19 protein-coding genes are annotated in these 16,966 nt (G+C 72.7%); 9 read left to right on the top strand and 10 right to left on the bottom strand.

The features are described from left to right. Positions 1 to 39 precede the first annotated feature (39 nt). Positions 40 to 327 (bottom strand): AzlD domain-containing protein, encoded by a 288-nt coding sequence (locus C8N24_RS20275; RefSeq protein ID WP_121253535.1) that lies wholly within the window; start codon positions 325 to 327, stop codon positions 40 to 42. Then, positions 324 to 989 (bottom strand): AzlC family ABC transporter permease, encoded by a 666-nt coding sequence (locus tag C8N24_RS20280; RefSeq protein WP_121253537.1) that lies wholly within the window; start codon positions 987 to 989, stop codon positions 324 to 326. Before C8N24_RS20280 ends, C8N24_RS20275 begins: the two co-directional genes overlap by 4 nt. An 81-nt stretch (positions 990 to 1,070) precedes the next feature. Here C8N24_RS20280 and C8N24_RS20285 point away from each other — a divergent pair, with 81 nt between their 5' ends. Beyond that, a complete protein-coding gene (locus C8N24_RS20285) occupies positions 1,071 to 1,502 on the top strand; it encodes an Lrp/AsnC family transcriptional regulator (protein WP_121253539.1) in 432 nt (143 codons plus the stop codon). Beyond that, on the top strand, positions 1,499 to 1,903 hold the full coding sequence (locus C8N24_RS20290; RefSeq protein ID WP_121253541.1) for a GNAT family acetyltransferase: 405 nt from the start codon (positions 1,499 to 1,501) through the stop codon (positions 1,901 to 1,903). Before C8N24_RS20285 ends, C8N24_RS20290 begins: the two co-directional genes overlap by 4 nt. Here the strand turns inward: C8N24_RS20290 and C8N24_RS34135 are convergent. Together C8N24_RS34135 and C8N24_RS20300 are read right to left on the bottom strand one after the other, a co-directional pair. Next, a complete protein-coding gene (locus C8N24_RS34135; RefSeq protein WP_170179260.1) occupies positions 1,900 to 2,253 on the bottom strand; it encodes a hypothetical protein in 354 nt (117 codons plus the stop codon). The genes C8N24_RS20290 and C8N24_RS34135 overlap by 4 nt on opposite strands. 5 nt (positions 2,254 to 2,258) lie before the next feature. Then, positions 2,259 to 2,810: a TetR/AcrR family transcriptional regulator gene (locus C8N24_RS20300; protein ID WP_147447911.1), complete on the bottom strand. Its 552-nt coding sequence runs from the start codon at positions 2,808 to 2,810 to the stop codon at positions 2,259 to 2,261. Between the two features lie 89 nt (positions 2,811 to 2,899). Here C8N24_RS20300 and C8N24_RS20305 point away from each other — a divergent pair, with 89 nt between their 5' ends. Then, entirely contained in the window at positions 2,900 to 4,312 is a 1,413-nt protein-coding gene (locus C8N24_RS20305) for an MFS transporter (RefSeq protein WP_121253545.1), read from the top strand. Here C8N24_RS20305 and C8N24_RS20310 read toward each other — a convergent pair. The 3 genes from C8N24_RS20310 to C8N24_RS20320 are packed head-to-tail and all read right to left on the bottom strand — an operon-like array spanning position 4,287 to position 8,258. Then, on the bottom strand, positions 4,287 to 5,717 hold the full coding sequence (locus C8N24_RS20310) for an Nramp family divalent metal transporter (RefSeq protein WP_170179261.1): 1,431 nt from the start codon (positions 5,715 to 5,717) through the stop codon (positions 4,287 to 4,289). The two genes, C8N24_RS20305 and C8N24_RS20310, sit on opposite strands and share 26 nt — an antisense overlap. Further along, positions 5,695 to 7,437, bottom strand: coding sequence for a bifunctional sugar phosphate isomerase/epimerase/4-hydroxyphenylpyruvate dioxygenase family protein (locus C8N24_RS20315; protein ID WP_121253547.1), 1,743 nt, complete (start codon positions 7,435 to 7,437; stop codon positions 5,695 to 5,697). Before C8N24_RS20315 ends, C8N24_RS20310 begins: the two co-directional genes overlap by 23 nt. After that, positions 7,434 to 8,258: a shikimate dehydrogenase gene (locus tag C8N24_RS20320; RefSeq protein ID WP_121253549.1), complete on the bottom strand. Its 825-nt coding sequence runs from the start codon at positions 8,256 to 8,258 to the stop codon at positions 7,434 to 7,436. Before C8N24_RS20320 ends, C8N24_RS20315 begins: the two co-directional genes overlap by 4 nt. Before the next feature lie 67 nt (positions 8,259 to 8,325). On the opposite strand from C8N24_RS20320, the gene C8N24_RS20325 reads away from it, so the two are divergent. From C8N24_RS20325 to C8N24_RS20340, 4 genes are all read left to right on the top strand, one after another. Further along, positions 8,326 to 8,970 (top strand): TetR/AcrR family transcriptional regulator, encoded by a 645-nt coding sequence (locus C8N24_RS20325; RefSeq protein ID WP_121253551.1) that lies wholly within the window; start codon positions 8,326 to 8,328, stop codon positions 8,968 to 8,970. Between the two features lie 9 nt (positions 8,971 to 8,979). Continuing rightward, positions 8,980 to 9,243, top strand: a complete 264-nt coding sequence (locus C8N24_RS20330; RefSeq protein ID WP_121253553.1) for a hypothetical protein — start codon at positions 8,980 to 8,982, stop codon at positions 9,241 to 9,243. Positions 9,244 to 9,331: 88 nt separating this feature from the next. Further along, positions 9,332 to 10,645 carry an Ig-like domain-containing protein gene (locus tag C8N24_RS20335; protein WP_121253555.1) on the top strand — a complete coding sequence of 438 codons (1,314 nt, stop codon included), beginning with the start codon at positions 9,332 to 9,334 and terminating at the stop codon, positions 10,643 to 10,645. 12 nt (positions 10,646 to 10,657) lie between these two features. Continuing rightward, the gene (locus C8N24_RS20340; RefSeq protein WP_170179262.1) at positions 10,658 to 11,893 is read left to right on the top strand and encodes an Ig-like domain-containing protein; all 1,236 of its coding nucleotides are present in this window, start codon (positions 10,658 to 10,660) and stop codon (positions 11,891 to 11,893) included. Here C8N24_RS20340 and C8N24_RS20345 read toward each other — a convergent pair whose 3' ends face one another. Then, positions 11,894 to 12,172, bottom strand: coding sequence for a cupin domain-containing protein (locus tag C8N24_RS20345; RefSeq protein WP_121253559.1), 279 nt, complete (start codon positions 12,170 to 12,172; stop codon positions 11,894 to 11,896). It lies immediately after the preceding gene. A 31-nt stretch (positions 12,173 to 12,203) separates the two neighbouring features. Between C8N24_RS20345 and C8N24_RS20350 the strand changes: the two genes are divergently transcribed. Together C8N24_RS20350 and C8N24_RS20355 are read left to right on the top strand one after the other, a co-directional pair. Next, entirely contained in the window at positions 12,204 to 13,022 is an 819-nt protein-coding gene (locus C8N24_RS20350; RefSeq protein ID WP_121253561.1) for a sulfurtransferase, read from the top strand. 38 nt (positions 13,023 to 13,060) lie between these two features. Then, complete coding sequence (locus C8N24_RS20355; protein WP_121253563.1) at positions 13,061 to 14,074, top strand: GGDEF domain-containing protein; 1,014 nt, start codon at positions 13,061 to 13,063, stop codon at positions 14,072 to 14,074. On the opposite strand, the gene C8N24_RS20360 is transcribed toward C8N24_RS20355, so the two are convergent. Both C8N24_RS20360 and C8N24_RS20365 read right to left on the bottom strand, forming a co-directional pair. Then, entirely contained in the window at positions 14,071 to 15,000 is a 930-nt protein-coding gene (locus C8N24_RS20360; protein WP_121253565.1) for a DUF5996 family protein, read from the bottom strand. The genes C8N24_RS20355 and C8N24_RS20360 overlap by 4 nt on opposite strands. A gap of 9 nt (positions 15,001 to 15,009) precedes the next feature. After that, positions 15,010 to 16,965 (bottom strand): hydantoinase B/oxoprolinase family protein, encoded by a 1,956-nt coding sequence (locus C8N24_RS20365; protein WP_121253567.1) that lies wholly within the window; start codon positions 16,963 to 16,965, stop codon positions 15,010 to 15,012. Position 16,966: the final 1 nt, after the last annotated feature.

A 16,966-nucleotide genomic window follows, 5' to 3' on the forward strand; every position in this document is an offset into this window, starting at 1 on the left:
GATGGTGTTCGACCGATCGGCGGCGAGATTGAGATCTTGTCACCCCAGCAGGGCAGCCGTGCCGGCCGCCGCCAGCGCGACGATCAGCAGCGGCGTCCGGCGCCAGATCAGCACCGCCGCGACCAGCAGCGCCGCGGCCCGCTCGTCGACGACGAGCGCCTTGTCGGCGCCGAACGTCTGAACCGCGATCAGGCCCGCGATGACCGGCACCACGAGCACGTCGAGGCGCCCGCTCGCGAGCGTCCCGCCCCGGCTCGACGCGAACGCGCCCGCCGCCTTCAGCGCGTACGCGGCCGCGCACAGCGCCAGCACCGCCGTCCAGCTCACGCGAGCACCTTCGCCCGGCGCTTGACCAGCAACGGCAGCGCCGCCAGCGCGGACGCCATGACCGGCACGCCCGCGGGCGCGGCCGGCACGAGCAGCAGCGCGATCCCCGCGCCCGCCAGCGCCGCCGCCAGCACCTCGCGCGAGCGCACCTGCGGCACGAGCAGCGCGAGGAAGACGGCCGGGAAGATCGCGTGCAACCCGTACGTCTCGGGTGCGCCGAGGACGCCGCCCGCCAACGCGCCGGCGAGCGTGCCGAGGTTCCAGCAGGCGAAGATCGCGAGCGCCGTCAGCAGGAACCCGCGCCGGCGCTCCGCCGGCTCCTCCTGGGCGAGCGCCATCGCGGTCGACTCGTCGATCACCAGGTGCGCGTCGAGCGCGCGCCGCCAGCCCGCGCGGCGCAGCACCGACCCGAGCGACAGCGCGTAGATGCCGTTGCGCGCCGCGAGCAGGATCGCCGGCGGCAGCGCCGCGGCCGCGCTCCCGCCCGCCCCGATCACCGACACGAACATGAACTGCGACGCGCCGGTGAACGCGACGAGCGACATCACGCACGTCTGCGCGACGCTGAACCCCGCCGCGACCGACAGCACGCCGAACGACACGGCGTACACGCCGGTGGCGAGGCCGATGGACAGGGCGTCCCGGAACAGCCGATCGAACATCGCCTGACATTCTCGCGCGTCGAACTGGCGAATCGGCGCGAATCTGCGGCGTCGCAGCGCCCAACCTGACAAGATCAGAGCGTGGATCGCACCGATCGCGCAATTCTGGACCACCTCCGACGCGACTCGTCCGTGGCGAACGTCGACCTCGCCGACCGCGTGAGCCTGTCGCCCTCGTCGTGCCTGCGCCGCGTCCGCGCCCTGGAACGCGACGGGGTGATCCGCGGCTACCACGCCGACGTCGACCCCGCCGCGCTGGGCCGCGGCTTCGAGGTCGAGGTGATGATCGAGCTCACGCTCAAGGATCGTGCGACGGTCGAGACGATCGAGGAGCGGATCGCCGGCATGGACGAGGTCGTCGAGTGCCGGCGGCTGTTCGGCGTGCCGGACTACCTGATGCGCGTCGCGGTCGCCGACGTCGAGGCCTACGAGGCGTTCTACATGAGCGAGCTGGCCGAGCTGCCCGGCATCGGCCGCGTGTCCTCCCAGTTCACGATGAAGCAGGTCAAGTGATCCGCCCGCTCACCGACGACGAGCGCGACGCCGCCGTCACGCTCTGGCGGACGTGCGGGCTGACCCGGCCGTGGAACGACCCGCACGCCGACTTCGACCGCGCCCTCGCCGGCCCCGGCTCCACTGTGCTCGGCCACTTCGAGGACGGCGCGCTCGCCGGCACGGCGATGGTCGGCCACGACGGTCACCGCGGCTGGGTCTACTACCTGGCCGTCGACCCGCGGGATCGCGGCCGGCAGCTCGGTCGCGCGCTGATGGCCGCGTGCGAGGCGTGGCTCGCCGAGCGCGGCGCGCCCAAGCTCAACGTGATGGTGCGCGGCGACAACGCCGCCGCCCGCGGGTTCTACGAGGCGCTCGGCTACACGCTCGACGACGTCGTCGTCTACGGCCGCCGCTTCTAGCGCAGTGCGGCGGTGACGTCGCGGTGCACGAGCACGACCGCCGGCTCCTCCTGCAGCACCTGCAGGTAGCGACGCCCGAAGCCGCCCTCGGGGTCCGGCTCGAGCAGCAGGGCGCGCAGCTGCTCGGTCGCGCGCTCCGCGGCCGCCTCGTCGCCGTCGTGGTGGGCGGCGTCCAACGCCGCGATCGGGCCGAACAGCTCGGTGATCCAGCTGAAGCGCAGGTCCTCGGTGGCGGCCTGCAGCAGCTCGGCCGCGCTCATCCGGCCGCTGATGCGCTCGACCTGGCGGCGCTGGTGGTCGAGGAGCAGGCGGTGGAGCTCGAGCAGGGAGCGGCGGAGATCGGCAGTCACGGGTCTTAGGGTCGCAGCCCGCGCAGGACGACGCCGATGTGGCGCTCGGCGACGGCCTCCGGCACGCCCGGGCGCGTGGCCACGGCACCGATCATCCGCAGGGCGAGGAGCACGTCCTCGGCGCCGAAGTCGGGGCGCAGCTCACCGTCGGCGTGCGCGCGCTCGACGATCGGCGCGACGATCGCGATCGCCGGCTCGCGCAGTCGTGAGAGCGCGGGCGCGCTGGCGGGGTCGCGTGCGAGCGCGTCGACGAGGCCGTGGTGCGCGCGCTGCTCGCGCACCGCCGCGTGGACGAAGGTGGCGAGCGCCGGCGCGTCGCTCGCCAGCGCCGCGTCCCGCGCGGCCTCGACGGGCGCGAGGATCGTGTCCAGCACGGCCGCGACGAGGTCGTCCTTGGTCGGGAAGTGGCGGTAGAGGGTCGCCACGTTCACGCCCGCGTCGACCGCGATCACGTTCACGCTCGCACCCAGGCCCTCCTCCTTGAAGGCGGCCGCGGCGGCGTCGAGCAGCCGCTCCCGGTTGCGGGCGGCGTCGCGGCGGCGCGGGGCGGGGGACACGGTCACCGACGATACCGAAGTCGTGACTGCGCTTCGTGCTACCTTGCCCTCCGCCAGTACCGCAGTCGCTACTTCGCAAGAGGGTCTCCATGGAACAAGCGCACATCCGCCAGGCGCCCGGGCGCACGCTGGTCATCCTCGGGGTGGGCACGCTCGCGTTCGTGCTCGCGCAGACGACGGTCATCCCGGCGCTCGGCGAGATGCAGTCCGAGCTCGGCGCGTCCGCGAGCGGGATCGCGTGGATGGTCACCGCGTACCTGCTCGTCGCCTCGATCGCGACGCCGATCTTCGGCAAGCTCGGCGACATGTTCGGCAAGGAGCGCTTCCTGGCGATCTCCCTGACGCTGTTCGCGGTCGGCTCGGTCGTCTGCGCGTTCGCCGACTCGCTCGGGCTGATGATCGTCGGCCGCGGTCTCCAGGGCCTCGGCGGCGGCGTCCTCCCGCTCTCCTTCGGGATCATCCGCGACGAGTTCCCGGCCAACAAGGTGCCGACCGCGATCGCGCTGCTCGGCGCGATCTCCGCGATCGGCTCCGGCATCGGCCTCCCGCTCGGCGGCGTGCTCGTCGACGGTCCCGGCTACCACTGGATCTTCATCGTCGCCGCGGCCATGGGCGTCCTCGCCACGATCACGACGATCAAGTTCGTGCCGGAGTCGCCGATCCGCACCCCGGGCCGCGTGGACTACGTCGGCGCCGGCATCCTCGGCGTCGGCCTCACAGCGCTGCTGATCGCGATCTCCCGCGGCGCGGAGTGGGGTTGGGGCTCGGCGCAGACGCTCGGCCTGATCGCCGCCGGCCTCGTCGTGCTCGTGGCGTTCGGCGTCTTCGAGGCGCGCCACAAGGCGCCGCTCGTCAACATGAAGACGCTCGCCCGGCGTCCCGTGCTGACGACGAACATCTCGACCTTCCTGATCGGCTCGGCGATGATCGCCACCTTCGTGCTGGTCCCGCAGCTCGCGCAGCTGCCGGACGGCGGCGAAGGCGCGGGCTTCGGCCTCTCCGCCACGCAGGCGGGTCTGCTGCTCGCCCCGGGCAGCCTCCTCTCGCTGCTGATCGCGCCGTTCGTCGGCAAGGCGGGGGAGCGCTTCGGCTCCAAGCCGCCGTTCTTCGTCGGCTGCCTCGTCGTCGGCGCCGCGCTGGCCGGCATGGCGTTCGCCCACGGCTCGCCGGCGATGGTGATCGTCTGGTCCGCGCTGATGTTCGCCGGTGTCGGCATCGCCTTCGCCTCGATCCCGAACCTGATCGTCAACGCCGTCGACGCGAAGGAGACCGGTGAGGCGATCGGCGTGAACACGATCATCCGCAACGTCGGCTCGGCCGTCGGCGCCCAGATCGCGGGCGTGATCATCGCCTCGCACGTGATCGCCACGGGCGTCGAGGACTCCGGCTTCACGCTCGCGTTCGTGCTCAGCGCGGTCGGCGCGCTGGTCGCCGCGGCGTCGGTGCTGCTCATCCCCGGCCGCCGCGGCGCGGTGCTCACACCAGCTTCTTCGCCTCGTTGACGGCGACGATGATCGTGCACGTGCCGAGCAGCAGCACGGACGCGATCAGGATCACGCGCCGGTAGCCGGCGAGCTGGATGGCCTTCGGCAGGTAGCGCCGGTTGGTGATCAGCAGCAGGACCGTGTAGACGGTCATGATCGCGCCGCCCATCACGGTCGAGATCGTCAGCAGCACGAGCGGCTGGTCGAAGCCCAGCAGCAGGATCAGCGAGCCGAACGTGATCATCGTCCAGACGACCGCGAAGTACAGGCGCGACTCGGTCCGGCGCGAGTCGCGCGTGTGCAGCACGTCCGCCACGAGCCGGGACACGTAGTCGACGATCCCGAGCGCGGCCGCGAACAGCGAGATCGCGCCGACCGCGAGGAACATGGTCCCGAACCACTCGCCGACCGCGCCGTCGAGGACGGACGCCTCGAGCGCGATGAAGTCGAACCCGCTCGACTCCGGCAGGTCCGGGTTCTGGAAGACGGTCGAGTAGGCGAGCAGCGAGAAGACGCAGATCGTGATCGTCGCGACGCACGCGAACGAGACGAACTGCTCGAGGTTCGCGCGCTTCCACCACGTGTTCCAGCGGCGCAGGTTCGCCTCGTCGGTGGGGAACGAGAGGCGGTCCGCGTCCGGCGCCGCCTCCTCCTGACCGGTGATCGGGGAGACGATCCGCGGCACGTACTCGCCCATGCCGAAGCCCTTGTCGCGGATCCAGTTGCTCTGGACGAGGTTGTTCGCACCGCCTGCGCCGGCGGCGGCGAGCGCGCCGACGAGGATCGCCAGCTGGATCTCGCCCGGGAACGTGCCGAAGCTCGTCACGACCGCCGTCGAGTCCTCGAAGGCGGTCGCCTTGATGGCCGCGAAGACGGCGATGACCATGAACGCCAGGATCGCGCCGACCTTGATGAACTGCAGCTTCTCGACCGTGGTGTAGACGACCGGCGAGACCGTGAGGATGGCGCCGATCACGAGCAGCACGCCGATCGCGATCAGGTTCGGGTCGCCGCCGCCGATCGCGAAGGTGAACACGGTCGCGGCGGACGTCGCCCAGCCCGGCCACATCGTCGCCAGGATCGCGCCGGCCGCGAGGATGCCGCCCCACGGGCGCCACAGGCGCTGGAACGAGCCGATCGCCGTTTCCCCCGTCGCCAGCGTGTAGCGCTCGATCTCCATGTTGATGAAGAACTGCACGGCGACGCCGACCACGGCCGCCCACAGGAACACGAGTCCCGCCTGGGAGGCGATGTAGGGGAAGAGGATGTACTCGCCGCTGGCGACGCCGACGCCGACGAGGATCACGCTCGGGCCGAGCAGCTTGCGCAGCGGGGGCGGCTCGGGCAGCGGTCGCTCCTCCGAGCGCTCGCCGCGCGCGAAGCGGCCCGTGGTGACGGGGTCAGGCTCCAGCACCTTCTGCATGTCTCTCTCCTCTGCGTTGCGCGGCCATGCGGACGGGTGAGTTCAGGGCGCCGTAGCCGCGGTAGCCGCCACGGCGCTCGAGGACCTCGAAGAACACGCGCCCGCCGATCGGGGCCGTGTAGAAGTGCAGGAGCTCTCCCTCGGGCGTGCGGTCGTAGAGCACCCCGAGCTCCCGCAGCGGCGCGGTGTCGAGGTCTTCGAGCCGCGCCTCCAGGTCGTCGTAGTAGTTGTCGGGGACGCCGAGCAGCGGCACGCCGCGGGCACGGAGAGCGCGTGCGGCGGCGAGGGCGTCGCCGGTGGCGAAGGCGACGTGCTGGAGCTCCGCCCGGTCCTGGTTCGCGAGTGCCGGGACGTTGAGCACGACGCGCACTTCGCCGCGCGCGTAGGCGCGGCTGCGGACGAGCCCGTCGGGCGCCGCGAGCTCGGTCGCCTCGCTCGGGCGCAGGTCGAGCACCGAGCGGTAGAACAGCCCGGCCTCGTCGAACGCGTCGAACGGCTGCGCGAGCGTGATGTGGTCGATGCGCTCGATCGGGACGCCCTCGGCCGCGGCCTCGCCCGTCGGCAGGAAGTCGCCCAGCCAGTCCGTGCCGCAGAAGAAGACGGCGGTGCCGTCGGGCGCGGCCACCGCTTCCAGGTCGGCCTCGCCGCTGCCCCGCCGGCGCTCCAGCGGCGGGGCGAGCAGCGCGTGCGCGCGCTCGGCCGATGCCGCCGGGTCCTCGCTCTGGACGGCGATCGCGACCACCTCCGCCGCGTCGCCGCCGTGGTTGAGCACGACGCGAATGTCGCCGTGCTCCCACAGCTGCACCGGCTTGGAGCGGTGTGGGCCGACGTGCGCGAAGCCCATCGCGCGCAGCAGGTCCTCGACCTCGGGCGAGTCGACGGCGATCTCCACGAACGCGAAGCCGTGCAGCGGCGCGGGTGGGGGCAGCGGCGTGCCCTCGAGCACGATCAGGCTGCGCATCGCGTCGATCGCGGTCCGGCGCGCGTCGGCCTGGCGGAAGACGTCGTTGAACACCTCCAGCGACAGCGGGCCGTCGTAGCCGGTCGCGAGCACGCGGCGCAGCAGGCCGGCGACGTCCAGCGCGCCCTGGCCGGGGAAGCAGCGGTAGTGCCGGCTCCACTGGAGGACGTCCATCGTCAGGTGCGGGGCGTCCGCGAGCTGGAGGAAGAGGATCTTCTCGCCCGGGATCCGGTCGAGCGCGTCGAGCGACGTGCCGCGGCTGAGGATGTGGAAGGAGTCCAGGCACGTGCCGAGCGCGGGATGGTCGGCCTGCTCGACGATCCGCCACGCGTGGTCGTAGGTGCTGACGTGGTGGCCCCAGGCGAGCGCCTCGTAGGCGATCTTCAGGCCGCGCTCGTGCGCGCGCGTGGCCAGCGCGTGCAGGTGCTCGGCCGCGAGCGCGTCGTCGTCGATCGCGTCGGCGCGCACGTTCGAGCAGACGAGCATGGTCGGCGCGCCCAGCGCCTCCATCAGGTCGAACTTGGCCTCGGCGCGGCGGAAGTCCGGCTCCGGCACGGCCTCGAAGTCGCGGAACGGCTGGTACAGGTCGATGGTCAGGCCGAGCTCGCCGGCGAGCGCGCGCACCTCGGCCGGGGCGAGCGGCGCGTTGACCAGGTCGGCCTCGAACAGCTCGATCCCGTCGAAGCCGGCGGCGGACGCGGCCTCCAGCTTCTCCTCCAGCGTGCCGCTCAGGCAGACCGTGGCGATCGAGCGTCTCATCGGAGCGCCATTTCGACGAGCCGGGCGAAGTGGCGCACCATCCGCTCGCGGTCGGGCGCGACGCCCGTGAACCGCTCGAACGCGCCTGCGGCTTGCATCACGGCCATGCCACCGCCGTCGAGCGTGCGGCAGCCGAGCTCCCGCGCCGTGCGCAGCAGCTCGGTCTCCAGCGGGCGGTAGACGACCTCGGCCACCCACAGCTCCGGCCGCAGCCGCTCCTCGTCGAGCGGCAGCCCGGGGTGCGCCGCCATGCCGGTGGGCGTCGCGTGGATCAGGCCGTCGGCGTCGTCGAGCTGGTCCAGCGCGCCGGTGCGCGCGCCGAGACGGTTCGCGAGCGCGGCGGCGCGCGTGGAGTCGGTGTCGACGATCACGAGCTCGCGCGCACCCAGGCGCAGCGCGGCGTGGGCGACCGCCGAGCCCGCGCCGCCCGCGCCGAGCACGACGACCTTGTCCAGCGCCGCGTCGGGCAGCCCGCGGCGGAATGCCTCCAGGAACCCGCTCGCGTCGGTGTTGTGCCCGACCGCGCGACCGTCCGCCTCGAAGACGACGGTGTTGACGGCGTCGAGCGCCGCGGCCTCGGGGGAGAGGTCGTCCAGGAACGCCACGACGTCCTGCTTGCACGGGTGCGTGACGTTGACGCCGCTGTAGCCCGCTTCCCGTGCCTGCGCGAGCAGCGCACCGAGCTCGTGGCCGTCGATGTCCAGCAGGCGGTACTCGTAGTCCAGGCCCTGCGCGGCGGCCTCGGCCTCATGCAGCGCGGGGGACAGGGAAGCGTCGATGCCGGCCCCGACGAGGCCGACCAGGTGTGATCGCCGGAACATAATGTACGAACTAGTACGTTAGTCCCCGATCCGGCGTTCTGTCAAACGGACCTAGAATTCGGAAGCGATGGCAGCCCGGCCCGCCACCCCGCCCGAACGGTCCCGCGATCGTGAGCGCACGCAGGCCGAGATCCTCGACGTCGCGACCCGCGAGTTCGCCGAGCACGGGTACTCGGGGGCGCGCGTGGACGACATCGCCGAGCGGACGCGCACCACCAAGCGGATGCTCTACTACTACTTCGGCTCCAAGGAAGGGCTGTTCGTCGCCGTCCTGGAGCGGGCGTACACGGCCATCCGCGACGCCGAGGGTGCCGTCGACGTCGACCATCTGGACCCGGTCGCCGCGATCCGCCGCCTCGCCGAGCTGACCTTCGACCACCACGAGGCGCACCCGGACTTCATCCGGCTGGTGAGCATCGAGAACATCCACCGGGGCGAGCACATGGGCGACTCGCTCGCGGCCATCAACGCGCCCGCCGTGGAGCGGATCGACCGCATCCTTCAGCGCGGGCGCGAGGCCGGCGCGTTCCGCGAGGACGTCGACGCCGTCGACCTCCACATGCTGATCAGCTCCTACTGCGTGTTCCGGGTCGCGAACCGCCACACGTGGCAAGCGCTGTTCCAGCGCGACCTGCTCGACCCCGCGCTGCGCGACCGCTATCGGTCAATGCTGGGCGACGTGGTCGTCGAGTACCTCACGCCCGCTGGGTAGCTCCCCGCCATGACCAGCCAGCAGAAAGGCCTGGCCGCGCTGGGCGGGATCGTCTCCCTCGCCGCGGGCTTCTTCGTGGCCAAGCGGCTGCGCGGGCGCGGGGACGTCGCCCAGCGCGAGTGGACGTGCGCGTGCGGGCAGGCCTACCACGTGCAGGGCCTCGACCGGCACCGCGTCTACACGGTGGTCGACGGCGACCCGGTGCTGGGTCGCGACTGCGTGCGCTGCGGTGAGCCGCTGCCGAGCGGCCATGAGACGGTGAAGTTCTGTTGAACAGATGAACATCCCGGAGTTTGCTTCGACGATCATCTGCCGGTAGCGTCGGCGACGCGATTCCGTCGTTCGACCGGGAGGTCGGATCATGTCCGTTGCACGCATGGTGATCGCTCCGCTGGCCGCTGGAGCGCTGCTCCTTGTGCCCGCCACCGCGGTGGCGGCGGACGCGACGAGCACCGCGCTCGGCGTCCCGGCGACGCCGCCGAAATACCGGACGTCCGCGACGCTCACGGCGACCGTCACCAACACGACGTCGCCCGCGACCACGCCCACGGGGAAGGTGCAGTTCTCGCTCGACGGCGCGCCGAGCGGAGCGCCGGTGACGCTGGTCGGCGGCGTTGCGTCCACCACGGTCGTTCCTTCGGCCGCGGGGGATCACCAGGTGCGCGCCGACTACCTGCCGGACGCCGGCTTCGTGGGAAGCTCCGGACCCAACCTCCTGCACGTGGACCGGGCGCCGACGACCACCGCCGTGCAGGTCACGCCGACCGCCGGAGTCGCAGGGCAGGACGTCCAGTTCCAGGCGCAGGTGTCGAGCCCGGTCGGCGGGATCCCGACGGGCACCGTCACCCTGAGCCTCAACGGCGTGCCCGCACGCACATATCCGCTCGACGGGCAGGGCAGGGTGGGTGACGCCAACGGCTTGTGGGCCGGCTCCCACGCGTTCGTCCTGACCTACAACGGCGATCCGAACTACGCGGGAAGCGACAAGACCACGACGGTCACGATCACGCCGGCCGGGACGGTCATCGTGCTCACGGCGGCGCCGAACCCGGCACCCGTCGGCCAGCCGGTGACCTTCGACGCGACGGTCGACTCGATCGCGCCGAGCCGATGGTGGCCGAGCGGCACGCTGACGGGAGCGGTCGACGGCGTACCCGTGCCGGGGTCCGCCGTGTTCGTCGGTCGTGCGGACGAGGGCGCGCGCTTCGTGCGCAGCTTCGCCACGCCCGGAACCCACACCGCCGCCGTGCACTTCACCGGCGACGAGGACTTCCTCGCCGCCGACGCCTCGCTTGCCGTCACCGTCACCGGGACCGGCTACGAGAACCCGTCGCTGCCCTCCGCGTCGCGGCGGCCGCTCGCCCCGCGCGGACTGACCCTCAAGGCGACTCCGAAGCGCGATCGTCGCGCGCCGTACGCGTTCACCGTCACCGGCACGCTGCAGCTGCCGAGCTCGGTGAGCAAGGCCGACGGCTGCTCGGGCAGGGTGACGGTCACGGCGAAGCGCAAGGCCAAGCGCGTCGCGCGCAAGACGGCGACCGTGACGCGCGCCTGCACGTTCAAGATCACGTTCAGCACGGCGCGCAAGGGCACGCTCTCGGTCACCGCGACGTTCGGCGGGAACGCCCGCGTGGCGGGGACCGACACCCGCGCGGTGAAGGTCAGGGCGGGGTGACGTATGTGGGGTGTGCCTTCGCTGATCGGCTCGCTGACGGCAGTGCTGCTGCTGGGCATCCCGGAACGCTCCGCGGCCCAGCTCACGACGAGGACGACGGTGTCGATCGCCGAGGGCGAGCTCGTCCATGGCGACGCGGCGAGCGTGACCGCGACGGTGACGGGTGACTCGAGGCCCGCGGGGTTCGTGCGCTTCCGCGTCGACGACCGCCAGCTCGGGCCGCTGGTCGCGCTGGACGACGGCGTGGCGCGAGCGGCGACACGGCCGCTCACGGCCGGTCGGCACCGGATCGAGGCGCAGTTCGTCCCGCAGGGAGCGTCGGCGGCGAGTACGGGGGCGACGGAGATCGACGTCGCGCGGGCACCCACCGCCACGGCGCTGCGCGTGGCGCCGGCGAGCCCGGTGACGGGTGAGCTGATCTCGGTCGACGCGGCGGTCACGTCGTCGACGCCGCCGTTCGGGGCTCCCACCGGTGTGGTGTCCGCGGCGGTGGACGGCGCGCCGCCCGTCGCCCTGCCGGTCGCCCCGGACGGGGTCGCGCGCGGCGTCATCCGGTTGGCGGCGGGGACGCACTCCGCCGTGCTGATCTACGAGGGCGACGCGCACTACGCGCGCAGCGCCGGCACGGGCACGGTCGTCGTCGGGAAGGCGGGCACCGTCGTCACGCTTTCCGCCGCGCCCGACCCGGCGTTCGTGGATGAGGAGGTGACGTTCACCGTCGCGATCGCGTCGCTCGCCCCGAGCGCGTGGTGGCCGAGCGGCCTGCTCACCGGTGCCGTCGACGGCATCCCGGTGCCCGGCAGCGCGCAGATCACCGGGCAAGGCGAGAGCGCGGACTTCCTGGCCACCTTCGAGGGGCCCGGCACCCACGTCGCCACCGCGCACTTCACCGGCGACGCCCACTACCTGCCGGCCGACGCTTCCGTGCGCGTGACCGTGCGCGAGCGCAGCGTCGCGCCGTCGCCCCGGACCGCCCGCGGGGTGGCGCTGCGGGTCACGCCGAAGCGTGACCGCCGTGCCCCGTACACGTTCGCGGTCCGCGGCACGGTCGCGAAGGGCGCCGGCTGCCGCGGCAAGGTGACGGTGAACGCGAGGCGCAACGGCAGGCGGGTCGCGCGCAGGACGGCGAACGTGACCCGCGCGTGCACGTTCGCGACGACGTTCACCTCCGCGCGCCGCGGGGCGCTCTCGGTCACGGCGGCGTTCGCCGGGGCGGACGCGCGTGCGGTGACCGTCAGGGCGGGCTGATCACAGCCACTCGGTCTCGAACACCGGGCTCGCGTGGATGTCGACCGTGACCAGCCGGTCGGTGCCCGTGTTCTTGAACGCGTGCGGCACGTGTGGCGGCGCGACGACCGGCGGATCGCCGCCGCGCACGACGACCGTCTCGTCCCCGAGCGTGATCGTCGCCTCGCCCGACACGATCACGAACACCTCCTCGTAGGGGTGGCGGTGCAGCGCGGGGCCGGCGCCCGGGGCGAGGTCGTTGGTGATGACGGACATCGTCGCGCTGTGGAAGTCGGCCATGCCACGACGCTACTGCCTAGGATGCGCCGACATGAGCGCCGTGCTGATCTCTGCGACCGAGCTGGCCGAGAGGCTGGAAGACGTGACCCTCCTGGACGTCCGCTGGAAGCTGGGCGGGCCGCCCGGCCACGGCGAGTACCTCAAGGGCCACATCCCCGGCGCCGTCTACGTCGCCCTGGACACCGAGCTGGCGGCGCACGGCGCGCCGACCGATGGCCGGCACCCGCTGCCGTCGCTGGAGGCGCTGCAGTCGGCGGCGCGGCGCTGGGGCGTGCGCGCCGACCGGCCGGTCGTCGTCTACGACGGCGAGGGCAACCTCGCCGCGGCGCGCGCCTGGTGGCTGCTGCGCTGGGCGGGCGTGCCCGACGTGCGGCTGCTCGACGGTGCCCTGCCCGCGTGGGAGGGCGAGCTGGAGACCGACGACGTCGTGCCTGAGCCGAGCGCGATCGAGCTGCACGGCGGCGGGCTGCCGACGCTCGCGCTGGACGAGGTGGGCGCGTTCGCCGGCTCCGGCGTCCTGCTCGACGCGCGTGCGGGCGAGCGCTACCGCGGCGAGGTCGAGCCGATCGACCCGAAGGCGGGGCACATCCCGGGCGCGGTGAGCGCGCCCACGACCGAGAACCTCGGCGACGGCGGGCGCTTCCGGCCGGCCGAGGAGCTGCGGGAGCGGTTCGCGGCGCTCGGCGCGGACGGCTCGCGCCCGGTCGGCGTCTACTGCGGGTCCGGGGTGACCGCGGCGCACGAGATCGCCGCGCTCGCGGTCGCGGGCGTGGACGCCGCGCTCTACGCCGGATCGTGGTCCCAGTGGAGCAACCACGATGCGCTTCCGGTGGCCACCGGGGAGGGCTGAGCTGAAGCTTGCGCCGGGCGGGCCGATCACCCGGGGCGATGGAACCCACGTGGCTCTGCCCTGACCTCGCAGCCCGGGACCGCCTGCTCGACATGGACGAGCGGCTGCGGCGTCCCCGCGCGGCCGCGTTCGGGTTGCTGGGCGCGGGGGTGCTGGCGGCGGTTCCGCACCTCGGCTGGCGGCCGCTCGTGCTGCTCGCGGGGGCGATCGTCGTGCTCGTCGTCGCGAGCCTGGCGGCCAAGCGCGTGCGCACGCCGGAGTACGGCTTCGCGCTCTCGTGGGCGTTCTCGCAGGTGATGCTGGCGATCGCGGTCGCGCTCACCGGCGGCATCGAGTCCTACGTGCTCAGCTGGCTGATCGTTCCGCTCGTGACGGTGCCGGCGCGCTTCGGCGCGCGCGGCGTCGTCGCCGCGGTCGGGTTCGTCACCGTGCTCGTCCTGGTCATCGCCGTCGCGGTCGAGCCGAGCCATCCGCTGCCGCAGTGGTACGCCACCACCGGGTTCCTCTCGACGCTCGCGGGCGTGTCGATCCTGTCCTTCGCGTTGATGCGCTCGGACGTCGACCACCGCACCGAGGCCGTGCTCGACGGGCTCACCGGGATGCTCAACCGCCGCGCGCTCTCCGAGCGCCTGGAGGAGCTGCGCGCCCAGGCCGGGTTCACGGGCCAGACCGTCGCCGCGATCGCGGCGGACATCGACCACTTCAAGCGCATCAACGACGAGCACGGCCACGCGCGCGGCGACACCGTGCTGGTCGAGGTCGCCCACCGGCTGCGCACCCGGCTGCGCGCGTTCGACCTCGCCTACCGGGTCGGCGGCGAGGAGTTCGTCGTGCTGTTGCCGGGCGCGGGGGTCGCGGAGGCGACCGCGCTGGCCGCCGAGCTGCGCGACACGATCGCCGCCGAGCCGATCGACGGCCTGCCGGTGACCATGTCCTTCGGCGTCTCGGCCACGTCCGGCGGCACGTTCGTCGGCGCCGAGCTGCTCGCCGAGGCCGACGCGGCGCTGTACGTCGCCAAGGCCCGCGGGCGCGATCGCGTGATCGCGGCCTAGGCCGGGCGGGCGCCCTCCACCGGCCGGTAGTCGAGCGTGTCGCGGTCCCACTCGCCCAGGTCGGCGGCCGCGTCGTACGTGGTCTGCAGGAACCGCAGCGCGGTGGCCTCCGGATCGGCCGCCGTGCGGACGGCCTCGTACGGCAGCAGGAACTGGCGGAAGTCGGCGGAGTAGAACGCCTCGGCCGGCTCCACCGAGGCGGTGCTGTAGCCGTCCGGCTCGGGATAGGCGTAGCTGTAGAACGCGCCCTCCTCACCGCCGCCCGGCCAGAACCCGCAGCTGGCCAGCTCGTGCGAGTAGCCCTCGACCATCACCCAGTCGCCGCAGTTCGGCGCGCCTCCGGGATGGCGCGGGGCGGTGCGTCCGGAGAACCGGGTGACGGCCATGTCCATCGCGCCCCAGAAGAAGTGCACGGGGCTGACCTTGCCCTGGAAGCCGGCCCGGAAGCGCGTCAGCACGCGGTCGACCTGCACGAGCTGGCGCCAGAACAACTGCGCCGCGGCCGGGTCGTAGCTCGCGTGCGCCGTGTCCTCCGTGAACGGCGTGGCGTCCTCGATCTCCACGGGCACCGGCCAGATCCTCACGTCCAGGTTCAGCGCCGCGAGCGCGTCCATCACCTCGCCGTAGAACGCCGCCACCGACTTGGGCTCAAGCGCGACCTCCCGATGCTCACCGCCCTCGACCGTGATCCGCAGCTGATGCGCGCAGAAGTCGAACTCGATCTCGAACGCCCGCCCGCCCGGCGCCGGCATCGACGACGTCGACAGCCCCCGCGGCGTCACGTACAGCGTCACCTGCCACCAGTGGTTGAGCATCGGCGCCTGCGCCAACCGGACCTTGCCGACGATCTGCATCCACCGGTGGAGCGTCTCGCGCGTGTCGGTCCAGTCGTCGACGCGCAGTGCGGGCCAGGTGCTCTCGGTCATGCCTTGAGGCTACGCCCACTGTGACGCGCTCCGGCGGCGCAGCAGCTCGCGGTACTGCTCGGTGGTGCGCGGCAGCAGCTCGCCGCTGCCCCAGTCGAGGATGACGCCGTAGTGGCGGACCAGGTCGAGCACGTCGAGGTCGCCGTCGCGGAAGCGGCGGGCGACGTCCTCGGGGTCCTCGTCGAGGCGGGCGGCGCGGGCGCCGCGCTGCTCGTCGCGGAGCGTCGTCGTGGCGTCGGCGTCGATCCGGTACTCGGCGAGCTCGGCGTCGACCTCCTCGATCACGACGCCGTAGTCGAGGGCGGCGCGCTCGATCGTGACGTAGCCGTCGGCGACGTCCTCCAGCACGGCGTCGGGGTCGCGGTCGAGGGGGTCGCCGAGGCCGCCGCCGCCCGCCGAGGGACGCTCGAAGCGGTCGCCCTCCTTGACCGGGACGCCGGAGAAGTTCGCGCCGAGGAAACGCTCCTCGTCGGAGCCGCGGTTGAGCCAGACGCCGTGGGGGAGGGAGGGCAGGCCGCCGCCGATGCCCCACGTGACCGAGCGGGCGCGGTCGCAGCAGTAGGACATGACCGCCGCCTCGACCTGGGTGAGCGTCCCGCCCTTGCGGACGCCGCAGCCGCCACGGTGCTTCCCGGGGCCGCCCGAGTCGGGGATGATCTCGTGCTGGCTGGTGAGCACCGGCGTCAGCCGCTCCTGCCCTTCGAAGGGCTGGACGGCGAGCCCGACGCCGAACACGGGCGACGTGCAGTCCTGCCCGTCACGGCCGTTGCGGCCGCCCCAGCCGCCGGCCATCCAGTCGTACCACATGAAGAACGGGCGGTCGTCGCGACGCGCGTCGCGGCCGCCGACCAGCAGGTACTCGAGGTTGAAGCAGCACGCCATCGCGCGCTCGGGCATCAGCTGCGACCACAGCTCGAAGCCCGCGTTCATGATCTTCTCGTAGGCGCCGCTCACGCTGCCCGTGACCGCGTTGGGCCAGCCCGCGTTGACGACGGTGCCCTCGGGGCCGACGTCGACCTTGATCGCGCGGTAGAAGCCGCTGTTGAGCGGGATCTCGGGCAGGAACGTCTTGGCGGAGGCGATCGCCCCGGAGAACGCCACGCCCGCGCCCGAGTTCAGGAAGGACTTGATCGCGGGATCGGAGCCGCTGAGGTCGTAGAGGATCTCGTCGCCCTTGATCGTCAGCTTGACCTTCACGGTGACGAGCCCCTCTTCGCCACCCGGGTCGAAGTCGACGTGGTCGGCGGTCTCCCACTCGCCGTCCGGCAGGTCGGCGATGCGCGCGCGGGTGAGGCGCTCGACGTAGTCCTGGACCTCGCCGAAGGCCGCGACCACGTCCTCGGATCCGTACTTGTCGATCAGCCGGAACAGCTCTTGCTCGGCGACCCGCGTCGCCTCGATCTGGGCGTGGCAGTCGCCGACGATGTCGCCGGGCGCGCGGCTGTTGGAGGCGATCATGCCGATCACGTCGTCGCGCGGGGTGCCCTTGTCGACGACGCGGATCGGCGGGACGCGGATGCCCTCGCCGAAGTGGTCGGTCGCGCCGACGTCGAACGAGCCGGGAACGCTGCCCCCGACGTCCGCCCAGTGCCCGTTGGCCTGGGCAAGCGCGATCAGCTCGCCGTCGGCGAACACGGGCCGGATGAGGCTGAAGTCCGGGAAGTGCGTGCCGCCGCGATAGGGGTCGTTGACGGCGAACACGTCGCCCTCGTGGATGTCGCCCTCGAAGTCCTCGAGCACGGCCTTGGCCTTCAGGTGCAGCGTGCCGACGTGCACGGCGATGTCCTGGGAGCCCTGCATGATCGTGTCGCCGTGGGCGTCGTGCAGCGCGCAGCTGAAGTCGCGGCTGAAGATCACGAACGAGTGGCACGTGCGCAGGATCTGCTCGGCCATCTCGTCGACGACGGTCACGAACGAGTTCTTGAGGACCTCGAACGTGACGGGGTCGAGCGTGCGCGTGGCCATC

The organism is Solirubrobacter pauli, from assembly GCF_003633755.1.
GTDB lineage: Bacteria > Actinomycetota > Thermoleophilia > Solirubrobacterales > Solirubrobacteraceae > Solirubrobacter > Solirubrobacter pauli.